The 18,624-nt window shown below is 70.2% G+C and carries 25 protein-coding genes; 6 read left to right on the forward strand and 19 right to left on the reverse strand.

From position 1 onward, the window contains the following. Window positions 1-30 precede the first annotated feature (30 nt). The 5 genes from trpA to ACSHWB_RS04475 all read right to left on the reverse strand — a co-directional run bounded on the left by trpA (window position 31) and on the right by ACSHWB_RS04475 (window position 4,946). Entirely contained in the window at window positions 31-819 is a 789-nt protein-coding gene (trpA, locus tag ACSHWB_RS04455) for a tryptophan synthase subunit alpha (protein WP_439660813.1), read from the reverse strand. Further along, window positions 819-2,039, reverse strand: coding sequence for a tryptophan synthase subunit beta (gene trpB / locus ACSHWB_RS04460; protein ID WP_439660814.1), 1,221 nt, complete (start codon window positions 2,037-2,039; stop codon window positions 819-821). Before trpB ends, trpA begins: the two co-directional genes overlap by 1 nt. Window positions 2,040-2,074: 35 nt before the next feature. Beyond that, entirely contained in the window at window positions 2,075-2,884 is an 810-nt protein-coding gene (gene trpC, locus ACSHWB_RS04465) for an indole-3-glycerol phosphate synthase TrpC (protein ID WP_439660815.1), read from the reverse strand. 132 nt (window positions 2,885-3,016) lie between these two features. Then, on the reverse strand, window positions 3,017-3,418 hold the full coding sequence (locus ACSHWB_RS04470; protein ID WP_439660816.1) for a hypothetical protein: 402 nt from the start codon (window positions 3,416-3,418) through the stop codon (window positions 3,017-3,019). Further along, on the reverse strand, window positions 3,408-4,946 hold the full coding sequence (locus tag ACSHWB_RS04475) for an anthranilate synthase component I (protein ID WP_439660817.1): 1,539 nt from the start codon (window positions 4,944-4,946) through the stop codon (window positions 3,408-3,410). The genes ACSHWB_RS04470 and ACSHWB_RS04475 overlap by 11 nt, the downstream gene beginning before the upstream one ends. Window positions 4,947-4,984: 38 nt before the next feature. Between ACSHWB_RS04475 and ACSHWB_RS04480 the strand changes: the two genes are divergently transcribed. After that, window positions 4,985-5,596, forward strand: coding sequence for a TetR/AcrR family transcriptional regulator (locus tag ACSHWB_RS04480; protein WP_439660818.1), 612 nt, complete (start codon window positions 4,985-4,987; stop codon window positions 5,594-5,596). Here the strand turns inward: ACSHWB_RS04480 and hisI are convergent. The 3 genes from hisI to hisF are packed head-to-tail and all read right to left on the reverse strand — an operon-like array spanning window position 5,593 to window position 7,054. Continuing rightward, window positions 5,593-5,943: a phosphoribosyl-AMP cyclohydrolase gene (hisI, locus tag ACSHWB_RS04485; RefSeq protein ID WP_266043674.1), complete on the reverse strand. Its 351-nt coding sequence runs from the start codon at window positions 5,941-5,943 to the stop codon at window positions 5,593-5,595. The two genes, ACSHWB_RS04480 and hisI, sit on opposite strands and share 4 nt — an antisense overlap. Next, window positions 5,940-6,299 carry a hypothetical protein gene (locus tag ACSHWB_RS04490; protein WP_439660819.1) on the reverse strand — a complete coding sequence of 120 codons (360 nt, stop codon included), beginning with the start codon at window positions 6,297-6,299 and terminating at the stop codon, window positions 5,940-5,942. The genes hisI and ACSHWB_RS04490 overlap by 4 nt, the downstream gene beginning before the upstream one ends. Continuing rightward, window positions 6,296-7,054 (reverse strand): imidazole glycerol phosphate synthase subunit HisF, encoded by a 759-nt coding sequence (gene hisF / locus ACSHWB_RS04495; protein WP_439660820.1) that lies wholly within the window; start codon window positions 7,052-7,054, stop codon window positions 6,296-6,298. Before hisF ends, ACSHWB_RS04490 begins: the two co-directional genes overlap by 4 nt. A 45-nt stretch (window positions 7,055-7,099) precedes the next feature. On the opposite strand from hisF, the gene ACSHWB_RS04500 reads away from it, so the two are divergent. Both ACSHWB_RS04500 and ACSHWB_RS04505 read left to right on the forward strand, forming a co-directional pair. Then, window positions 7,100-7,480, forward strand: coding sequence for a PPOX class F420-dependent oxidoreductase (locus ACSHWB_RS04500; protein ID WP_439660821.1), 381 nt, complete (start codon window positions 7,100-7,102; stop codon window positions 7,478-7,480). Between the two features lie 51 nt (window positions 7,481-7,531). Next, the gene (locus ACSHWB_RS04505; RefSeq protein ID WP_439660822.1) at window positions 7,532-8,233 is read left to right on the forward strand and encodes a Clp protease N-terminal domain-containing protein; all 702 of its coding nucleotides are present in this window, start codon (window positions 7,532-7,534) and stop codon (window positions 8,231-8,233) included. On the opposite strand, the gene priA is transcribed toward ACSHWB_RS04505, so the two are convergent. The 6 genes from priA to ACSHWB_RS04535 all read right to left on the reverse strand — a co-directional run bounded on the left by priA (window position 8,199) and on the right by ACSHWB_RS04535 (window position 12,875). Continuing rightward, on the reverse strand, window positions 8,199-8,930 hold the full coding sequence (gene priA / locus ACSHWB_RS04510) for a bifunctional 1-(5-phosphoribosyl)-5-((5-phosphoribosylamino)methylideneamino)imidazole-4-carboxamide isomerase/phosphoribosylanthranilate isomerase PriA (RefSeq protein ID WP_439660823.1): 732 nt from the start codon (window positions 8,928-8,930) through the stop codon (window positions 8,199-8,201). The two genes, ACSHWB_RS04505 and priA, sit on opposite strands and share 35 nt — an antisense overlap. Before the next feature lie 50 nt (window positions 8,931-8,980). Then, window positions 8,981-9,616: an imidazole glycerol phosphate synthase subunit HisH gene (gene hisH / locus ACSHWB_RS04515; RefSeq protein WP_439660824.1), complete on the reverse strand. Its 636-nt coding sequence runs from the start codon at window positions 9,614-9,616 to the stop codon at window positions 8,981-8,983. A 10-nt stretch (window positions 9,617-9,626) separates the two neighbouring features. Further along, complete coding sequence (locus ACSHWB_RS04520) at window positions 9,627-10,442, reverse strand: hypothetical protein (RefSeq protein ID WP_439660825.1); 816 nt, start codon at window positions 10,440-10,442, stop codon at window positions 9,627-9,629. An 8-nt stretch (window positions 10,443-10,450) separates the two neighbouring features. Next, window positions 10,451-11,251 carry a hypothetical protein gene (locus ACSHWB_RS04525; protein WP_439660826.1) on the reverse strand — a complete coding sequence of 267 codons (801 nt, stop codon included), beginning with the start codon at window positions 11,249-11,251 and terminating at the stop codon, window positions 10,451-10,453. Window positions 11,252-11,319: 68 nt separating this feature from the next. After that, entirely contained in the window at window positions 11,320-12,213 is an 894-nt protein-coding gene (locus tag ACSHWB_RS04530) for a transketolase family protein (protein ID WP_439660827.1), read from the reverse strand. Then, the gene (locus ACSHWB_RS04535; RefSeq protein WP_439660828.1) at window positions 12,213-12,875 is read right to left on the reverse strand and encodes a thiamine pyrophosphate-dependent enzyme; all 663 of its coding nucleotides are present in this window, start codon (window positions 12,873-12,875) and stop codon (window positions 12,213-12,215) included. The genes ACSHWB_RS04530 and ACSHWB_RS04535 overlap by 1 nt, the downstream gene beginning before the upstream one ends. Window positions 12,876-12,949: 74 nt before the next feature. On the opposite strand from ACSHWB_RS04535, the gene soxR reads away from it, so the two are divergent. Further along, a complete protein-coding gene (soxR, locus tag ACSHWB_RS04540) occupies window positions 12,950-13,396 on the forward strand; it encodes a redox-sensitive transcriptional activator SoxR (RefSeq protein WP_439664515.1) in 447 nt (148 codons plus the stop codon). Here the strand turns inward: soxR and ACSHWB_RS04545 are convergent. Beyond that, window positions 13,340-14,224, reverse strand: a complete 885-nt coding sequence (locus tag ACSHWB_RS04545) for an alpha/beta fold hydrolase (protein WP_439660829.1) — start codon at window positions 14,222-14,224, stop codon at window positions 13,340-13,342. The genes soxR and ACSHWB_RS04545 overlap by 57 nt on opposite strands. A 45-nt stretch (window positions 14,225-14,269) precedes the next feature. Between ACSHWB_RS04545 and ACSHWB_RS04550 the strand changes: the two genes are divergently transcribed. Together ACSHWB_RS04550 and ACSHWB_RS04555 are read left to right on the forward strand one after the other, a co-directional pair. Next, a complete protein-coding gene (locus ACSHWB_RS04550) occupies window positions 14,270-14,794 on the forward strand; it encodes an RNA 2'-phosphotransferase (RefSeq protein WP_439660830.1) in 525 nt (174 codons plus the stop codon). Continuing rightward, on the forward strand, window positions 14,791-15,396 hold the full coding sequence (locus ACSHWB_RS04555; protein ID WP_439660831.1) for a class I SAM-dependent methyltransferase: 606 nt from the start codon (window positions 14,791-14,793) through the stop codon (window positions 15,394-15,396). Before ACSHWB_RS04550 ends, ACSHWB_RS04555 begins: the two co-directional genes overlap by 4 nt. Here the strand turns inward: ACSHWB_RS04555 and ACSHWB_RS04560 are convergent. The 4 genes from ACSHWB_RS04560 to hisD are packed head-to-tail and all read right to left on the reverse strand — an operon-like array spanning window position 15,393 to window position 18,563. Then, entirely contained in the window at window positions 15,393-15,548 is a 156-nt protein-coding gene (locus tag ACSHWB_RS04560) for a hypothetical protein (protein WP_439660832.1), read from the reverse strand. The genes ACSHWB_RS04555 and ACSHWB_RS04560 overlap by 4 nt on opposite strands. Next, window positions 15,548-16,147, reverse strand: a complete 600-nt coding sequence (gene hisB / locus ACSHWB_RS04565) for an imidazoleglycerol-phosphate dehydratase HisB (RefSeq protein ID WP_439660833.1) — start codon at window positions 16,145-16,147, stop codon at window positions 15,548-15,550. Before hisB ends, ACSHWB_RS04560 begins: the two co-directional genes overlap by 1 nt. Further along, on the reverse strand, window positions 16,144-17,250 hold the full coding sequence (locus ACSHWB_RS04570; protein WP_439660834.1) for a histidinol-phosphate transaminase: 1,107 nt from the start codon (window positions 17,248-17,250) through the stop codon (window positions 16,144-16,146). The genes hisB and ACSHWB_RS04570 overlap by 4 nt, the downstream gene beginning before the upstream one ends. Beyond that, window positions 17,247-18,563, reverse strand: coding sequence for a histidinol dehydrogenase (hisD, locus tag ACSHWB_RS04575; protein WP_439660835.1), 1,317 nt, complete (start codon window positions 18,561-18,563; stop codon window positions 17,247-17,249). Before hisD ends, ACSHWB_RS04570 begins: the two co-directional genes overlap by 4 nt. Window positions 18,564-18,624: the final 61 nt, after the last annotated feature.

The following is an 18,624-nucleotide window of genomic DNA, read 5'->3' on the forward strand; positions in this document are numbered from 1 at the left end:
GGCCGAGCGGCTTCACGAGACAGGAAGGGTTCAGACGGGAGCGACAGCCGATCGCACGCCCTTGGCGAGGTCAGCGGCCAGCGCGCGCACTGCCGCATCGCCCTCGTTCGCGGCGGACACGAACGCAGACCCGACGATGACGCCGTCCGCGAACCCGGCGATCTCGGCGGCCTGAGCACCGGACCGCACGCCCAGCCCGACACCGATCGGCAACGAGGTGTGCTCACGCACCCGAGCGACGAGCTCGGGAGCGGCGGACGACACGACGTCACGGGCGCCCGTGACGCCCATGACCGCGGTGGCGTACAGGAAGCCGGAGGAGGCGCGCGCGGTCAGCGCGATGCGCTCCTCGGTCGACGAGGGCGCCACCAGGAAGGTCCGGTCGAGGCCGTGTGCGGCCGAGGCCGCCATCCAGTCCTCTGCCTCGTCCGGCACGAGGTCGGGCGTGATGATGCCGAGGCCACCGGCGGCGGCCAGGTCACGCGCGAACGCGTCGACGCCGTAGCGCAGCACCGGGTTCCAGTACGTCATGACGACCGCACGCCCACCGGCGTCGGACACAGCAGAGACCACGTCGAACAGGTCCCGCACGCGGAAGCCCGCGGACAGCGCCTGCTCGGCGGCGGCCTGGATCGTCGGGCCGTCCATCACCGGGTCGGAGAACGGCAGGCCGACCTCGACCAGGTCACATCCCGACTCGACCATCGAACGGAGGTAGTCCTTGGAACCTGCGATCGTCGGGAAGCCCGCGGGCAGGTAGCCGATCAGCGCGGCACGCGACTCGGCGCGCGCGGTGGAAAACACGTCGGACAACGACATCAGGCCTGTCCCCCGTCAGCGAGGCCGAAGTACTTCACGGCCGTGTCCATGTCCTTGTCGCCGCGGCCGGAGAGGTTCACGACCAGGAGTCCGTCCGGTCCCAGCGACGGCCCGAGCTTCAGCGCGCCCGCGAGGGCGTGCGAGGACTCGATCGCCGGGATGATGCCCTCGGTGCGCGAGAGCAGGGCGAACGCCTCCATGGCCTCGGCGTCGGTGACCGGGAAGTACTCGGCGCGGCCGATGTCCTTCAGGTGCGAGTGCTCCGGTCCCACCCCGGGGTAGTCGAGGCCGGCGGAGATCGAGTGCGCCTCGGTGATCTGACCGTCCTCGTCCTGCATGACGTACGACATCGCGCCGTGCAGGGAGCCGGGCGTGCCGGCCGTCAGCGTCGCGCCGTGGCTGCCGCTGTCGAGGCCGGAGCCGCCGGGCTCGACACCGACGAGGCGGACGTCCGCGTCGTCGATGAAGCCGTGGAAGATGCCGATGGCGTTCGAGCCGCCGCCGACACAGGCGACGACGGCGTCGGGCAGGCGCCCGGCCTTCTCGAGGATCTGCTCGCGCGCCTCGATGCCGATGATCCGGTGGAAGTCGCGGACCATCAGCGGGAACGGGTGCGGGCCCGCGGCCGTGCCGAGCAGGTAGTGCGTCTCGTCGACGTTGGCGACCCAGTCGCGCAACGCGTCGTTGATCGCGTCCTTCAGGGTGCGCGACCCGGACTTCACCGGGATGACCTCGGCACCCAGCAGGCGCATCCGCGCGACGTTCAGGGCCTGGCGCTCGGTGTCGACCTCGCCCATGTAGACGACGCAGTCGAGGCCGAGGAGCGCGCACGCGGTCGCCGTCGCCACGCCGTGCTGGCCGGCGCCGGTCTCCGCGATCACGCGCTGCTTGCCCATGCGCTTGGTCAGCAGCGCCTGGCCGAGCACGTTGTTGATCTTGTGGGAGCCCGTGTGGTTGAGGTCCTCGCGCTTGAGCCACACCCGCGTACCGGCGTGCTCCGCGAACTTCGGGGCCTCGGTCAGCAGGGACGGACGGCCCGCGAAGTCGCGGAGGAGGCGCTTGAACTCGTTCACGAACTCCGGGTCGAGCCGCGCCTTGTCGTACTCGGCGGCCAGCTCGTCCACCGCGGCGATCAGGGCCTCCGGGACGAACCGGCCGCCCCACGGGCCGAAGTGGCCCCGTGCGTCGGGATCATGCGGCGTGGGCGTGAACTGGCCCATCGAGTAGCTCCTCTAGCGCTTGGATCAACCGTGCCCTACCGGCTGGGCCGGGGGCACGCGGGGTGTGAGCCCGCGGTCACGAGCTTGTTCACGGCGGCCTTGGGGTCTCCGCTGGTCACCAGGCTTTCGCCGACGAGCACCGCGTCAGCACCCGCGCCGGCGTACGACATCAGGTCGCCGGGCCCGGTCACGCCCGACTCGGCGATCTTGATCGTCTCGAAGGGTAGTCCCGGAGCGATCCTGCCGAAAACGTCTTTATCTACCTCCAACGTGTGGAGGTTGCGCGCGTTCACCCCGATGACCGACGAACCCGCCTCCAGCGCACGGTCGGCCTCCTCGGCCGTGTGCACCTCGACGAGCGCCGTCATGCCCAGCGACTCCACCCGGTCGAGCAGCGACACGAGCGCGTTCTGCTCCAGGGCCGCCACGATCAGCAGCACCAGGTCCGCTCCGTGCAGGCGCGCCTCGTGCACCTGGTACGGCGACACGATGAAGTCCTTGCGCAGCAGCGGGATCTTCACCGCCCTGCGCACCGCGTCGAAGTCCGCCAGCGACCCGCCGAAGCGGCGCTGCTCGGTCAGCACGCTGATCACCGACGCGCCGCCCGCCTCGTACGCGGACGCCAGCTCAGCCGGTTCCGGGATCTCCGCCAGCGCGCCCTTGGACGGGCTGCGGCGCTTGACCTCGGCGATGACACCCACGTTCGGCCCGCGCAGCACCGACAGCACGTCGAGCGGCGGGGCGGTCTTGGTCGCGCGCCCCTTGACCTCTTCGAAGGACAACTGGGCCTCGCGAGCGGCGAGATCCTCACGCACACCTTCGAGGATCGACTCGAGAACCGTCACAGTGTTGCTCCCCTTCCCGCTACGGGGATGCTAACCCCGGCGGAGTAACGCCCCAGCCACCGGGGTTCAAGTGTCCACGCAGCTAACCAAGGCTGTGCGCCTGTCACATGCGTGAACGCGGATGAATGATCTTCACTCGTTCGAGATCGTCCCGCCGGGGGTCTTATCGTCGGTCGGATCATCCCCACGCTCCAGTGCGCGCCACATGTCCGTCTCGGGGTCGTGCTTGCGGGCCTTCTGCCCGCCCATCCCGATCTTCGGCATCCGGCCCCCCAGCGCTACCTGAAGCGCGCCGGAACCCGCCATGAGCACGCCGCCGGCGGCCGCCAGCCAGTGACCGGAGGCCGCCGCCACGATGCCGACGACGATCAGCAACGCGCCGAGGACCCTGCGCGCCACCCCGCTCAGCGCGACGACCGCCGCGACGGCCGCGAGGCACAGCAGCGCGACGGGCACGGAGCCCGCGCCCCAGAAGGCTCCCGCCGCGCCCACGAGCAGGAGCGCGGCGGTCCACAGTGGAGAGTTAGCCTTCAACTGCCGGAGCCATCGTCTGCGCGGTGGCGATCGCGGCGAGCACCGCGCCCGCCTTGTTCAGGCACTCGTTGTCCTCGGACAGCGGGTCCGAGTCGGCCACGATGCCGCCACCGGCCTGCACGTACGCCACTCCCTGACGCACCAGGGCGGTCCGGATGGCGATGGCGGTGTCCGCGTCCCCGGCGAAGTCGAAATACCCGACGACGCCGCCGTAGAGGCCGCGGCGCGTGGGCTCCAACTCCTCGATGAGCTCCATCGCGCGCGGCTTGGGCGCACCGGACAGCGTGCCGGCCGGGAAGCAGGCCGCGACCGCGTCGTAGGCCGTCTTGCCCTCGGCCAGCTCACCGGTCACGGTCGACACGATGTGCATGACGTGGCTGTACCGCTCGACCTTGAAGAAGTCGACGACGTGCACCGAACCCGGCTTGCAGACGCGGCCCAGGTCGTTGCGGCCGAGGTCGACGAGCATCAGGTGCTCGGCGCGTTCCTTGTGGTCCGCGAGGAGGTCCTTCTCGAGCAGGGCGTCCTCCTCGGGGTCCTCACTGCGCCAGCGGGTGCCCGCGATGGGGTGCGTGGTCGCCTTGCCGTCGCGCACCGTCACCAGCGACTCCGGGCTGGATCCGACGATGTCGAACCCGTCGAGGCGCAGGAGGTACATGTACGGGCTGGGGTTCGTCGCGCGCAGCACCCGGTAGATGTCGAGCGAGTCGGCGTCCGTCTCGATCTCGAACCGCTGCGACACCACGACCTGGAACGCCTCACCCGCGCGGATGGCCTCCTTGGCCTTCTCCACGGCCGCGAAGTGCTCCGCCTGCGAACGCCGGCGCCGGAACTCCGGCTTGGGCCGCGAGAACACGGCGGCCGTCGGCGGCGCGGGCGTGTGCAGCGCCGTCGTCATCTCGTCGAGGCGGCGCACCGCGTCGTCGTACGCGGCGTCGACCCGCTCGGCCGAGTCGTCCCAGTTGATCGCGTTCGCGATGAGCGTGACGGTGCCCTCGTGGTGGTCGAGCGCGGCGAGGTCGGTCGCCAGCAGCATCACGAGCTCGGGGATCTTCAGGTCGTCCTCGGCGATGACGGGCAGCCGCTCCAGCCGCCGCACCGCGTCGTAGCCGATGTAGCCGACCATGCCGCCCGTCAGCGGGGGCATGCCGGGCAACGGGTCCGTGCGCAGCACCTCGATGGTCTCGCGCAACGCCTGCAGCGGATCACCGCCGTCGGGCAGGCCGACAGGCCGGGTGCCGGTCCAGAACGCCTCGCCGCCCGTCGCCGTCAACGCCGCCGTGGACCGCACGCCGATGAACGACCACCGCGACCACGAGCGGCCGTTCTCCGCCGACTCGAAGAGGAACGTGCCCGGTTGATTGGCCCCGAGCTTGCGGTACAGACCGACCGGGGTCTCCGCGTCCGCGAGCAGCTTGCGGACCACCGGGATGACCCGGCGGTTGACCGCGAGCTCGCGGAACTCCTCACGCGTTGGGCTGACGGCCCCAAGACCAGCGGCGGCCACAGCCCCGATGACGCTCACCATGCCGTTGATTGTTGCATAAATTCAACAACTGTTGAACTATGGCCCGTGTGGAGCAAGTGAACCAGAAACGCCGAGGCCGCCGCGCCGCGGGCGAGGACACCAGGGCCGCGCTCGTCGCCGCGGCCCGCGAGGTGTTCGTGGAAAAGGGCTACGACGGTGCCACCGTGCGCGCGATCGCCGCGAAGGCCGGCGTGGACGCCGCCATGGTCAACCACTGGTTCGGCGGCAAGGAAGGCCTGTTCGCGCAGGCCGTCCTGCAGCTGCCCTTCGACCCCGCGGAGCTTCTCAAGCGACTGCTCGACGGCCCGGTCGAGGACGCCGGCGAACGCATCGTCCGCACCTTCGTGACGGTGTGGGACGCGACCGGCGGCGGCACGTTCGCGGCCCTGATCCGCAGCGTCACCAGCCAGCCGGAGGTGGCGGGCGCGCTGAAGCAGTTCCTCATCAACGCGATCTTCAAGAACGTGCTCGCGGAGATCGGCGCCGAGCACCGCGAGCTCAGGGCCACGCTGTGCGCCACCCAGATGGTCGGGCTCGGCATCGTCCGGTACGTCGTGCAGTTCGAGCCGCTCGCGTCGACCGACGTGGACACCGTGGTCAGGACCGTCGGCCCGAACCTCCAGCGGTACCTGACCGGCGACCTGGACTAGGCGTCGGCGAGCAGCACCGTCGCGTCGAAGCACGTGCGGTCGCCCGTGTGGCACGCCGCGCCCACCTGGTCGACGGTCAGCAGCAGCGTGTCGCCGTCGCAGTCGAGCCGCACCTCGTGCACGTACTGGGTGTGCCCGGACGTCTCACCCTTCACCCACAGCTGCTGGCGGCTGCGCGAGTAGTACGTCGCGCGGCGCGTGGTGAGCGTGCGGTGCAACGCCTCGTCGTCCATCCACGCCACCATGAGCACCTCACCGGTGCCGCGCTGCTGGGCGACCGCGCACACCAGGCCGTCCGGGGTGCGCTTGAGACGTTGCGACACGGCGGGATCGAGCGGGCTGCTCAACGGGGACCTCCGAGGTGTTCACGAGCAGGTCCGGTGTTGAGCAGGACCACTCCGTAGATGTGCACAGCGGACAGCACGCCGGACGCGACGCGGGCCCACGCCGGTCCGTCGGCCAGCACGATGACGAGGTGCAGCAGCGCGACGAGGATGAAGACGATCATCGCCGGGTAGTGCATGAACCGGAGCCGCAGGAGCAACGCGGCCGCGACCGGCAGCTCCACGATCGCGATGAACGACGGCAGCTTCAGCACGTCCGCGTCGCCGGTGGTGCGCCAGAGGATCAGCCCGACCACGAAGAACACCAGGGCGCCGCCGAGCGCGACCGCCGAGGCGACGCGCACCTCGACGGGCTTCATCGCACCACGACGCCCGCGTGGCGCAGGCCGTCCTTGACCTCGCTGATGCGGAGCTGCCCGAAGTGGAAGACGCTCGCGGCGAGCACGGCGTCCGCACCCGCGGCGACGGCCGGCGGGAAGTGGTCGACCGCGCCGGCGCCACCGCTCGCGATCAGCGGCACGTCGACCTCGCGGCGCACCAGGTCGATGAGCTCGAGGTCGAACCCGGCCTTGGTGCCGTCGGCGTCCATCGAGTTCAGCAGGATCTCGCCGACGCCCAGCTCCTGGCCCTTGGCCGCCCACGCGATCGCGTCGATGCCGGTGCCGGTGCGGCCGCCGTGCGTGGTGACCTCGAAGCCGGTGCCGCCGGGCACGCGCCGTGCGTCGACCGACAGCACGATGCACTGCGCGCCGTACCGCTGCGAGCACTCCTTGAGCAGCTCGGGGCGTGCGATCGCGGCGGTGTTGAGGCTGACCTTGTCCGCGCCCGCGCGCAGCAGCTTGTTGACGTCCTCGGGGCTGCGCACGCCGCCACCGACCGTGAGGGGGATGAACACCTGCTCGGCGGTGCGGCGGACCACGTCGAACGTCGTCTCGCGGTCGCCGCTGCTGGCCGTCACGTCGAGGAACGTCAGCTCGTCGGCACCCTCGGCGTCGTACGCCCTGGCCAGCTCGACGGGATCGCCCGCGTCGACGAGGTTGGTGAAGTTGACGCCCTTCACCACCCGGCCCCGGTCGACGTCGAGACAGGGGATGACACGGACCGCGACTGACATGCGGGAAAGCCTACAAGGGGCGGGTGGGGACTACGCTTCGCGGCCATGATCAGCGAACTGGCCGAGGGCAAGTACCTGCTGCTGACGACCTTCCGCAAGAACGGCACCGCGGTGCCCACGCCGGTGTGGGTGGTGCCGGGCGAGAGCGACGAGGTGATCTACGCCTGGAGCGCCACGGACTCCGGCAAGGTGAAGCGGATCCGGCGCAGCGGCGACGTCGAGGTCGGGCCGTGCGACGTCCGCGGCAACCCGAAGGGCGACTCGGTCAAGGCCCACGCGACGCTCTTGGACGAGGCCGCGAGCGACGACGTGCGGTCGCGGATCTCGAAGAAGTACGGGCTGTTCGGGTGGGTGACCGTGTTCGGCAGCAAGCTGCGCCGCGGCCGGACCGGCTCGATCGGCATCCGGATCACGGCGGCGAGCTGAGTCGTCAACCCGAGGTTGACCCGCCACTTGGCGTCAACCTAGAGTTGACGCGTGATCCAGTTGACCGACCTCATCGTCACCGTCGCCCAAGAGGCCGACGACGCCCTCGTGCGGCTGGCGAAGGCCGTCGAGATGAGCGGTCAGCTCAACGAGCTCGGCGACCACCTGATCGGCCACTTCGTGGACGAGGCGCGCCGCGGCGGGGCGAGCTGGGCCGAGATCGGCGAGAGCCTCGGCGTGACGAAGCAGGCCGCGCAGAAGCGGTTCGTGCCCAGGGAGTCGCCGGAGCTGTCCAAGCCGTCGACCGAGCGCTACACCCAGCGGTCGCGCCGCGTCCTCGCGCTGGCGCGGCACCACGCGCGGTTCAGCGAGCGGATCGGCACCGAGCACCTGCTGCTCGGGCTGCTCGACGAGTCGGGCGGGCTCGCGGCCAAGACCATCGCGAAGCTGGAGTCCGGCGACGGCAGCACGCGCATCGCGACCCTCAACCGGCTCGACACCGAGGCCAAGCAACGGCCGGAGAAGCAGCCGTACACGACGCACTGCAAGAAGGCCCTGGAACTGGCCGTGCGCGAGGCGCTGCGGATGGGCCACATGTTCATCGGAACCGAGCACATCCTGCTCGGTGTTCTGCTCGAAGCCGACGGGACCGCGGCCGACGTGCTGCACAACACGGGTGTGACGCACGCGGCCGCGGCCGCTCACATCGAGAGCGTGATCAACGGACCGCAGCGAGCGCTTCCGGGAGCGTGAAAGCACCGGCGTACAGGGCCTTGCCGATGATGGAGCCCTCCACGCCGTCGCGCGACAGCTTCGAGAGCGCGACCAGGTCGTCCACAGTGGACACACCGCCGGACGCGATCACCGGTGCGTCGGTGCGGGCGCAGACCTCGGCGAGCAGCTCCAGGTTCGGGCCCGTCAGCGTGCCGTCCTTCGACACGTCGGTGACCACGTACCGGGTGCAGCCGTCGCGGTCGAGCCGGTCGAGGACCTCCCAGAGGTCGCCGCCGTCCGAGGTCCAGCCGCGGCCCTTGACCCGGTGGCCCTGCTCGGTGATGCGGACGTCGAGGCCCACCGCGATCTTCTCGCCGTACGCCGCCAGCGCCTTCGCGCACCACTCCGGGTCTTCCAGCGCGGCCGTGCCCAGGTTCACGCGGGCGCAGCCGGTGCCCAGCGCGGCCTCCAGCGACGCGTCGTCGCGGATGCCGCCGGACAGCTCCACCTTCACGTCGAGCTCGCCGACGACCCGGGCGATCAGCTCGCGGTTGGAGCCGCGGCCGAACGCCGCGTCGAGGTCGACGAGATGGATCCACTCCGCCCCGTCGCGCTGCCACTGCAGGGCCGCGTCGAGCGGCTCGCCGTAGTTCGTCTCGGTACCGGCTTCGCCCTGCACGAGCCGGACGGCACGACCGTCGGCCACGTCAACAGCGGGGAGGAGTGTGAAAGTCACCCGAGCAGCCTAGCGTCCCCTACTGCGAACACGGCCACGCAGGCGCGTGATCACGAAAAGCTGGCCAGCCAGTTCTGCAGCAGGTGCGCACCGGCGTCACCGGACTTCTCCGGGTGGAACTGGGTCGCCCACAGCGGTCCGTTCTCGACGGCCGCGACGAACTCGTCACCCGCGTGGTCCGCCCACGTCACGAGCGGCGGCTTGATGTGCTCGGCCGGCTCCAGCTCCCAGCGGCGCACGCCGTAGGAGTGCACGAAGTAGAACCGCGTGTCCTTGTCGAGGCCCGCGAAGAGCTTCGAGCCCTCGGGCGTGCGCACGGTGTTCCAGCCCATGTGCGGCACGATCGGCGCTTCGAGCCGCTCGACGGTGCCGGGCCACTCGCCGCAGCCCTCGGTCAGCACGCCGTGCTCGATGCCGCGGTCGAACAGGATCTGCATGCCCACGCAGATGCCGAGCACCGGACGGCCACCGGCGAGGCGCTCGCCGATGATCCTGGCGCCGCGCACCGAGTTGAGGCCCTCCATGCACGCCGCGTACGCCCCGACGCCGGGGACCACGAGACCGTCCGCCTCACGGGCGGCGCGCGCGTCCGACGTCACCTCGACATGGGCGCCGACCCGCTGAAGCGCGCGCTCAGCAGAGCGCAGGTTGCCGGATCCATAGTCAAGTACGACGACGCGTGCCACGCCGACCAGGCTAGTCGGTCGGGACCGCACCCTGCGTGACCGGGATGACCGGCAACACGGTGTTGATCGGTTTCGTGCGCACGAGCCGGCGCCTGAGCACGACCAGCAGCGTGACCATCACCACGAGGAGCAGGGCGGTCACGAGGTAGTAGACGACCGCCGGGATGGTGAGCACCACCGTCACCAACGCCGTCAGCACGATCAGCGGGACGATCAGCGCGAGCGGCCACGTCTGCGCCCGCGGCGGTTCGAGCGTCCGCAGCACGAAGTCCGCGCGCCCCTGCTCGGTGAGCTCCGCGACCTGCGCGACCTCGTGCAACCCCGCCTCGCGGAAGAAGTCCGGGATCGCCGCGCGGCCGTTCGCGAAGTCGCGGATGCGTTCGAGGGGACCCTTGCGGCTGGCGGACGGGTACAGCGCGGTGAGCTTGTCGATGGCGTCGAGCTGCCACTTCTCCTTCTCACGCAGGTCGACCATCCCCGCGGTCATGCGGTCGAAGAACAGTCCGACCGGCCCCGACTGCTTCGCCTGAGCCGACAACGCCAGCACCGCCTCGCGCGATCCCCACATCGAGGCGCGGCCGAGCGTCGAGGTGAACAGGTAGAGCAACGCGGCGTCGTCGTTCCAGACGGCCAGCGCGGCACCGCCGCCCCCGAGCTTGCGCACCCTGGTCGTCATGTACGCGGCCTCGTTGAGCCGGGTGGCCGGAGGTGGCAGCAGCACCGTGCCGGACTGGACCGGGACGAGCGCCGCGGGGCCCACGTTGCCGCTGTGCATGGCCTTCTGCAGTTCGGCGGCGTTCAACGGGGTCCAGATCAGCATTCTCACGTTCAACATCATTCCTGGTCCGCCTCGCGCGCCCATGCAGACATGCCAAGGATGTCGCGTACCGGGAACGGGTCGGCTCGGCGGCCCCGGTGCCAGGACACCGCGGTGATCGCCGCCAGCATCGCCAGCGCGACCGACAGCAGGACGTACAGCGGGACCGTGATCACGACCGGGATCTTCAGCAGTGCCAGGACGAGGACCAGCGCCGCGGACACCAGCACCATGCCGCCCAACGGCAGGGCCGGGTTGATCCACTGCTGGTCGGACATGCCCTGACGCTCGCCGACGAGGCCCTCCCACCACTTCTTCTCGTGGTACGGCACGGACTCGTCGACCTCGCCGCCGTCGATCCTCACCAGCGCGGCGGCGTCCAGGGCGAATCCGGCGGACTCCAACGCGATCCGCAGCGCGTCCAGACCGTCGAGCGCGCCGCGTTCCCGCACGGCCTCGGCGGCCTCGCCGAGCCAGCTGAGGCCTTCCGGCAGCCGCTTCGGTGGTTCCGGCTCGAAGTAGTCGTCCGGACCGAACCTCCAGCCGCGGACCGCGCCGTCGAAGTAGACGAGCCACGCCGTGGTCTCCGTCCACACCAGACCGATCCGCCGGCCCTTCACCACGCGCAGGCCGTCGATCAACGTCTCGGACGTGTACGGGTCGGGGCCGAGCACGAACGTGCCGTGCGGAACGGGAACCAGCAGGCGCGGGCGGCTCGGGCGCCTGCTCAGCTCGGCTCGCGCCGACTCGAGGTCAGAGGTGGTCCAGATGACCACACGTGGGGTGTGCACGATCAGGATCTTGCCTGATCGTGCCACCGCCTCATTCCTAAACGGCGCGGGAAGGCGCGCCGGTCCAGTCATCCCCCATGACTGCGAACATTTCTTCACCCCCTGAAGAAACTCCGCACGGCGCTCCCCAGCCCGACCACGTCGAGATCATGTGCCGCGTCATGATCTTCGGCCGTGCCGTAGTTGCGGAGCTCCGCGTGTCGTTTGACACCTACTGAACGAACGCGGTGCGGGATTTGTTGCAGCGTCTCGGACACGAGATGGGAGGAAGTTCCCTCCAGGTACGGCTCGACCACCATCACGTCCGCGTGGTCGGTGTCCTGCACCGCCTTGCGCAGCCCCTCCGAGTCGAACGGCCGGACCGTGGCCGCGTACAGCACCGTGACGTCGGCGTTCTCGCTCTCGACGGCTTTGAGCACGCGGTCGAGCATCGGCCCGACGGCGAGCACCACGCCGCGCTTCCCGTGCCTGAGCGCCGTGAACCCCTCGCCCACCGGGTGCGCCAGCGTGTTCTCGTGCAGCGAAAGCCTCATGTAGACCCGGTTGTCGTCCTTCAACGCCTGCCGCAGCAACGGCGTCACCTCGTCCGGGTGTCCGGGTACGTGAACGGTCCAGCCGGGCAGCGTGTCGAACAACGCGACGTCGCCCGGTGACTGGTGCGTGCGGCCCCACGCCGGGTCGTCATAGGACGCTCCGATGCTCACGAACACCGCACCCACGTCCTGGTGCCCGATGTCGAGCTTGATCTGCTCGTACGGCCGTTCGACGAGGAACGGCGCATAGCTGTGCACGACCGGACGCAGCCCCGCCAACGCCAGACCGCTCGCCACGCCCACCATGGTCTGCTCGCGGATCCCGACGTCCACGACGCGTTCGTTCTCCTGCGGGAACTCGTTGCTGGAGATCACCGCGGTCACCACCGCGATCCGCGGGTCGGCGGCGATCTCGTCGTTGACGGTCTTGACGAAGGCCTGGCGCATGCTGGACATCAGTAGTCCTTCTCGATCTTGGCGACCACCGCGTACGGGCGGTCGTGCGGCGCGGTCAGTGCGGTGAAGATCGCCTCGTGGTCGCGGCCGTCGACCTCGGCCGTCTGCCAGCCCTCGACGGCGAACCGGCCGGCGATGCCACCGGGCCAGCCGTGCATCGCGGACCCGTTGTCGATCACGATCGTGGTGAGGTTCGCGACCTTGAGCCGGGAAGCCACCGCGATCGCCTCGAAGTTGCTCCCCTCGTCGAGCTCACCGTCGCCGACCAGCACGAACGTGCGCCCGCGGCTCCCGGCGACCCGCTGCCCGATGGCCGTTCCCACCGCGATCGGCAGCCCGTGCCCGAGCGAGCCACTGCTGATCTCCGCACCGCGCACGAGCACCCGGTCGGGATGCTGGCCGAGCGGGCTGTCCCACGACGTCCAGTCGTCCAAAATGGACTCGTCGATGAACCCCTTCTCCGCCAGCACGGCGTAGTAGGCCATCGGCCCGTGCCCCTTGGACAGCAGGAACCGGTCGCGGTCGGGGTCGTCGACCGTCGCGGGCGTGACGTTGAGGACCTTGTCGTAGAGGACCCAGAGCACGTCGATCGTGGACGCCGCAGCCCACTCGTGCTTCTCGTCCCCGGTCATCCTCGCGAAGAGCCCTGGTATCCGTTGCATGGCAACAACTGTTCAACCTCGACCATGCTGGAGGTCAAGGGGGTTACCATGATCTCGTGAGCAAGTTGCCGGAAATGCTGACCATCGGCCAGGTCGCCGAACGCAGCGGCGTCCCCCACACGGCCCTGCGCTTCTACGAGGACAGGGGCCTGATCACCTCCGTGCGCACCGCGGGCAACCAGCGGCGCTACCTGCGCTCGGTGCTGCGCCGGCTGGCCTTCATCCGCACCGCGCAACGCGTGGGCCTCACCCTGGAGGACGTCCGCGACGCGCTCGCCCAGCTCCCCGACAACCGCACGCCCACGAAGTCCGACTGGGAACGCCTGTCCCGCTCGTGGAAGTCGGAGCTCGACGCGCGCATCGACGCCCTGTACCGGCTGCGCGACCGGCTGACCGGGTGCATCGGGTGCGGCTGCCTGTCGTTGCGCAGCTGTGCGCTGCAGAACATCGACGACGAGCAGGCCTCACACGGGCCGGGGGCTCCCCAGCTCAAGCCCGCGCTGGAAGGCGGCACCGTTTAGGAACTCGCGGACCGCGCGCAGGTAGCCCTCGGGTTCGTCGACGTGCAGCATGTGGCCCGCGTCGTCGAGCACGACGGCGCTCGCCCGCGGGATCAGCTCGAGGGTGGGCTCGACCAGGCCGACCGGGAAGGTCATGTCCTGCCGTCCGTGCAGCAGGAGCACGGGGATGTCCAGTTCGGCGATCCGGCGCGCGGCATCGGGCAGCCGGGGTGAGACCAGGCCGCTCACCTGGAGCTGGCGCACCCACTCCGCGCGGAACCTCACCTGCTCCAGCCGCTTCAGATAACCCGGCATGCGCGCGGCACGCCGGATGCTGGCGCCGGCGGCCTCGAACGCGTCGGCCCGCACGCACTGCTCCAGCGACAGGTCCCCGCGCTGCCACGGGTCCTCCTGGCCCGCCAGGACCTCGTCCCGCTCCGCCCAGCCCTCGAACGCGTCCGGCGGCACCGGCAGCACGCTGCTGCCCGACACGATCAGGCTGCGCACCCGTTCGGGGTGGGTGATCGCGAACCGTTGCGCGACCATGCCGCCGTACGAGTGCCCGAGCACGTCGGCGCGCTCGACGTCGAACGCGTCCAGCACCCGCACCAGGTCGCCCATCACGCCGTCCGGGTGGTACTCGGGCGCCGTGCCCGAACGACCGCAGCCGCGCAGGTCAGGTAGGAGGAGCCGGCAGTCCAGCTCGGAGAGCGGGTCGCGCAGGTAGCTGTGGTCCCAGTCCGGGCCACCGTGGATCACGAGCAACACCCGGTCCTGCGGGCACTCCTGCCAGGCCACGAAGATCTCGGTCTCGCCAGGAACCCGCCGCTCGCGCCACATCCAGCCCATCAAACCCCAAAATCGGTGGACGCGCTGTGGTTTCCTGGGCGGGAAATGGAAGACGAACGAATGATCCGCCTCTCGAAGCGGATGTCCAAAGCGCTCCGGCACCAGCCCGAGCGCGTCGGCCTCACCCTCGACCCGTCGGGCTGGGTGCCGGTGGCCGACCTCCTCGACGCGCTCGGCGTCTCCGAAACGGACCTGCGCGAGGTCGTGGACCGCAACGACAAGAAGCGCTTCAGCATCGACGGCGACCGCATCCGCGCGAACCAGGGGCACAGCGTCGAGGTCGACCTCGGCCTGCCGGCCGCGGTCCCGCCGGACCAGCTGTTCCACGGCACGGTCGCGCAGTACCTCGACGACATCATGCGCGACGGTCTGCGGCCGATGTCACGCCACGACGTGCACCTCTCGCCCGACCGCGAGACCGCGCGGCGCGTGGGAGCGCGGCGTGGGCGGCCGTTGATCCTGACCGTGGACGCCAAGGCGATGCACGCGGACGGGCACGAGTTCCGGCTGAGCGCCAACGGGGTGTGGCTCGCGCAGCACGTGCCGGCGAGCTACCTGGCCACGACGTGAAGCGGACCGTCGAGGACGGCTACGACGCCATCGCGCAGCGGTACCTCGACTGGTCAGCGCTGATCGCCGACGACCCGCGGCTGCGTTATCTCGCCGAGTTCGACCAACGGCTGCCCGACGGGGCGAAGGTTCTCGAACTCGGCTGCGGCGCGGGCGTCCCGTGCAGCCGGAAGCTCGCCGAACGGCACGACGTCCTCGGCGTCGACCTGTCGCAGCAGCAGGTCGAGCTCGCCCGCGCGAACGTGCCAGGAGCACGGTTCGAGAAGGCGGACATGACCGCGCTCGACTTCCCGGACGGGGAGTTCGACGGCGTCTCGGCGTTCTACTCGATCCTGCACGTGCCGCGCGCCGAACAGCCCGCGCTCATCGCGAAGATCGCGCGCTGGCTCAAGCCCGGCGGCCTGTTCCTCGCCTCGCTCGGCACCGGCACGCCGGACGTCACCGAGAACTGGCTCGGCGTCGACATGTTCTTCGGCAGCAACACACCCGACGTGAACCGGGCCCTGCTCGCGCGGCACCTGGAGGTCGTCGTCGACGACCTGGTGACCATGCACGAGCCGGACCCGGCGACGTTCCAGTGGGTTCTCGCCCGCAAGGGCTAGAGCAGCCAGAGAACGGCGCCGCCCACCGCGACCAGGAGCAGCACCAGCAGGATGATCGCCATGACCTTGGCGGTCTTCCACGTGGTGTAGACGCCACCGGCCAGGAAGCCCGCGAGGGCCAGCAGGCCGATGACGACGACTTCCTTCGGCATCAGAGGACGCCCTTGGTCGACGGGACGCCGCCTACGCGCGGGTCGGGCTCGGTGGCCGCGCGCAGGGCGCGGGCGATGGCCTTGTACTCCGCCTCCGCGATGTGGTGCGGGTCGCGGCCGTACTCGACGCGCACGTGCAGGGCGATCTGGGCGTGGAAGGCGAGCGACTCGAAGACGTGCCGGTTGAGCACGAACGGGTAGTTGCCGCCGATCACGAAGCTGTTGAACTGCTCCGGTTCGCCGCGGTGCACGGTGTACGGGCGGCCCGAGACGTCCACCGCGGCGTGCGCGAGGGTCTCGTCCATCGGGATCCAGCAGTCGCCGAAGCGGCGGATGCCCTTCTTGTCCCCCAACGCCTCCCGCAGCGCCTGGCCCAGCACGATCGCGATGTCCTCGACCGAGTGGTGCGCGTCGATGTGCGTGTCGCCGGTGGCGCGGACGATCAGGTCGAAGCTGCCGTGCACGCCGAACGCCGTCAGCATGTGGTCGTAGAACGGCACTCCCGTGCTGATCTCGACCTGGCCGGTGCCGTCGAGGTCGATCTCGACGTAGACCGACGACTCCCTGGTGGTGCGTTCCACCTTGCCCACACGACTCACCGGCTGACCTCCTTGCTGGCCGCGAGGAAAGCGTCGTTCTCCTCGGGCGTTCCGATGGTCACCCGCAGGTGACCCGCGATTCCGACGTCCCTGATGAGCACGCCGTGGTCCAAATAGGACTTCCAGACCTCACGTGCGTTCTCGAACCAGCCGAACAGCACGAAGTTCGCGTCCGACGGCACGACCTGGAAACCCAGGTCCGCCAGTGCCGACGACACCCGGTCGCGTTCCGAGGACAGCCGGGCGACCGACCCCAGCGTCTCCGGGCCGTGCCGCAGCGAGGCCCGTGCGGCGGCCTGCGTCAGCGCGGACAGGTGGTACGGCAGGCGCACGAGCTGCAACGCGTCGACCACGGCAGGAGCAGCCGCCAGGTAGCCGAGACGGCCGCCGGCGAACGCGAAGGCCTTCGACATCGTGCGCGAGACGATCAGACGCGACCCGAACTCGTCGAGCAGCTCGATCGCGCTGCGCTGCGGGGAGAACTCCGCGTACGCCTCGTCCACCACGATCATGCCCGTGGTCGAGGCGATCAGCAGGCGCAGGTCGCTCAACGGGATCGACTGGCCGGTCGGGTTGTTCGGCGACGTCACGAAGACGACGTCCGGCTTCGTCTCGGCGATCACCGCGGCGGCCTTCTCCACGTCCAGCGAGAAGTCGGAACGGCGCGGCGCGGGCGCCCACTCGGTGCGGGTGCCCGCGGCGATGATCGGGTGCATCGAGTACGACGGCTCGAAGCCCAGTGCCACGCGGCCCGGTCCGCCGAACGCCTGCAGGATCTGCTGGAGGATCTCGTTGGACCCGTTGGCGGCCCAGACGTTCTCGGACGTCAGCGTCACCGACGTCGCCTCCGTCAGGTACGCCGCCAGGTCCTCGCGCAACGCCACCGCGTCGCGGTCCGGGTAGCGGTGCAGCTCTCCGGCGATCTCGGCGACCGCGGCGACGACGTCGGCGGCCAGCGCGTCCGTCGGCGCGTACGGGTTCTCGTTGGTGTTCAAGCGGTACGGGACGTCGAGCTGCGGCGCGCCGTAGGGCGTGCGGCCGCGCAAGTCCTCGCGCAGGGGCAGATCGGACAGCTCCACCCGTGCGCCTACGACTGGCTTCATCGAGAGAACCTCGCTGTGACAGCCTGCCCGTGCGCGGGCAGGTCTTCCGCGTTGGCCAGCGCGACGACCTTGTCGGCGACCTCCCGCAGTGCTTCCTCTGAGTAGTCGATCACGTGGATGCCGCGCAGGAACGTCTGCACGGACAGTCCCGACGAGTGCCGCGCGCAGCCACCGGTCGGCAGCACGTGGTTCGAACCCGCGCAGTAGTCGCCCAGCGACACCGGCGCGTAGGGACCGACGAAGATCGCGCCGGCGGACCGGATCCGGTCAGCCACCGCGCGCGCGTCGCGCGTCTGGATCTCCAGGTGCTCGGCGGCGTACGCGTCGACGACCCGGACCCCTTCGTCCACAGAGGACACCAGGACGGTGGCGGACTGCTCGCCGCCCAGCGCCGTGCGGATCCGCTCGTGGTGCTTGGTCGCCCCGATCTGGCGCTCCAGCTCGACGTCCACCGCGTCCGCCAGCTCGACGGAGTCCGTCACCAGCACCGACGCCGCGAGCGGGTCGTGCTCTGCCTGACTGATCAGGTCGGCGGCCACGTGCCCTGCGTCGGCCGTCTCGTCGGCCAGGATGGCGATCTCGGTCGGCCCCGCCTCGGAGTCGATGCCGATCAGGCCGCGCAGCAACCGCTTGGCCGCCGTCACGTAGATGTTGCCGGGTCCGGTGATGACGTCGACCGGGGCCAGGTCGGCGCCGTCGGTGTCGGTGCCACCGTGCGCCAGCAGGGCCATCGCCTGGGCGCCGCCCACGGCCCACACCTCGTCGACGCCGAGCAACGCCGCGGCCGCGAGGATCGTCGGGTGCGGCAGGCCACCGAACTCCGCCTGCGGCGGCGAGGCCACGACCAGCGACTCGACGCCGGCGATCTGCGCGGGCACGACGTTCATCACGACCGTCGACGGGTAGACCGCGAGGCCGCCGGGCGCGTACAGGCCGACGCGCGCGACCGGCACCCACTTCTCCGTGACGGTGCCACCGGGGACGACCTGCGTGGTCGTGTCCGTGCGGCGCTGGTCGGCGTGCACGCGCCGGGTGCGCGTGATGACCTCTTCCAACGCCTCGCGCACAGCCGGGTCCAGCGAGGACAAAGCAGACGAAATATCCGAAGCGGGCACACGGACAGAAGAAGGACGAACGCGGTCGAACTTCTCCGTGTACTCGAGCGCGGCCTCGACGCCGCGTTCGGCGATCGCCTCCACGATCGGACGTACATGATGCAGAACCGCGTCCACGTCCATCTCTGCGCGCGGCACGATGGCGCGCAGCTGAGCGGGAGTCGTGGTGCGACCTCGCAGGTCGATGCGGTTCAGCATGTCTGACAGCCTAGTTCCTGCGGAAATCTGTCAACGGTCAGCCCGCTATCGGCGCTACTCA

The organism is Lentzea sp. HUAS TT2 (genome assembly GCF_051853195.1).
GTDB lineage: Bacteria > Actinomycetota > Actinomycetes > Mycobacteriales > Pseudonocardiaceae > Lentzea.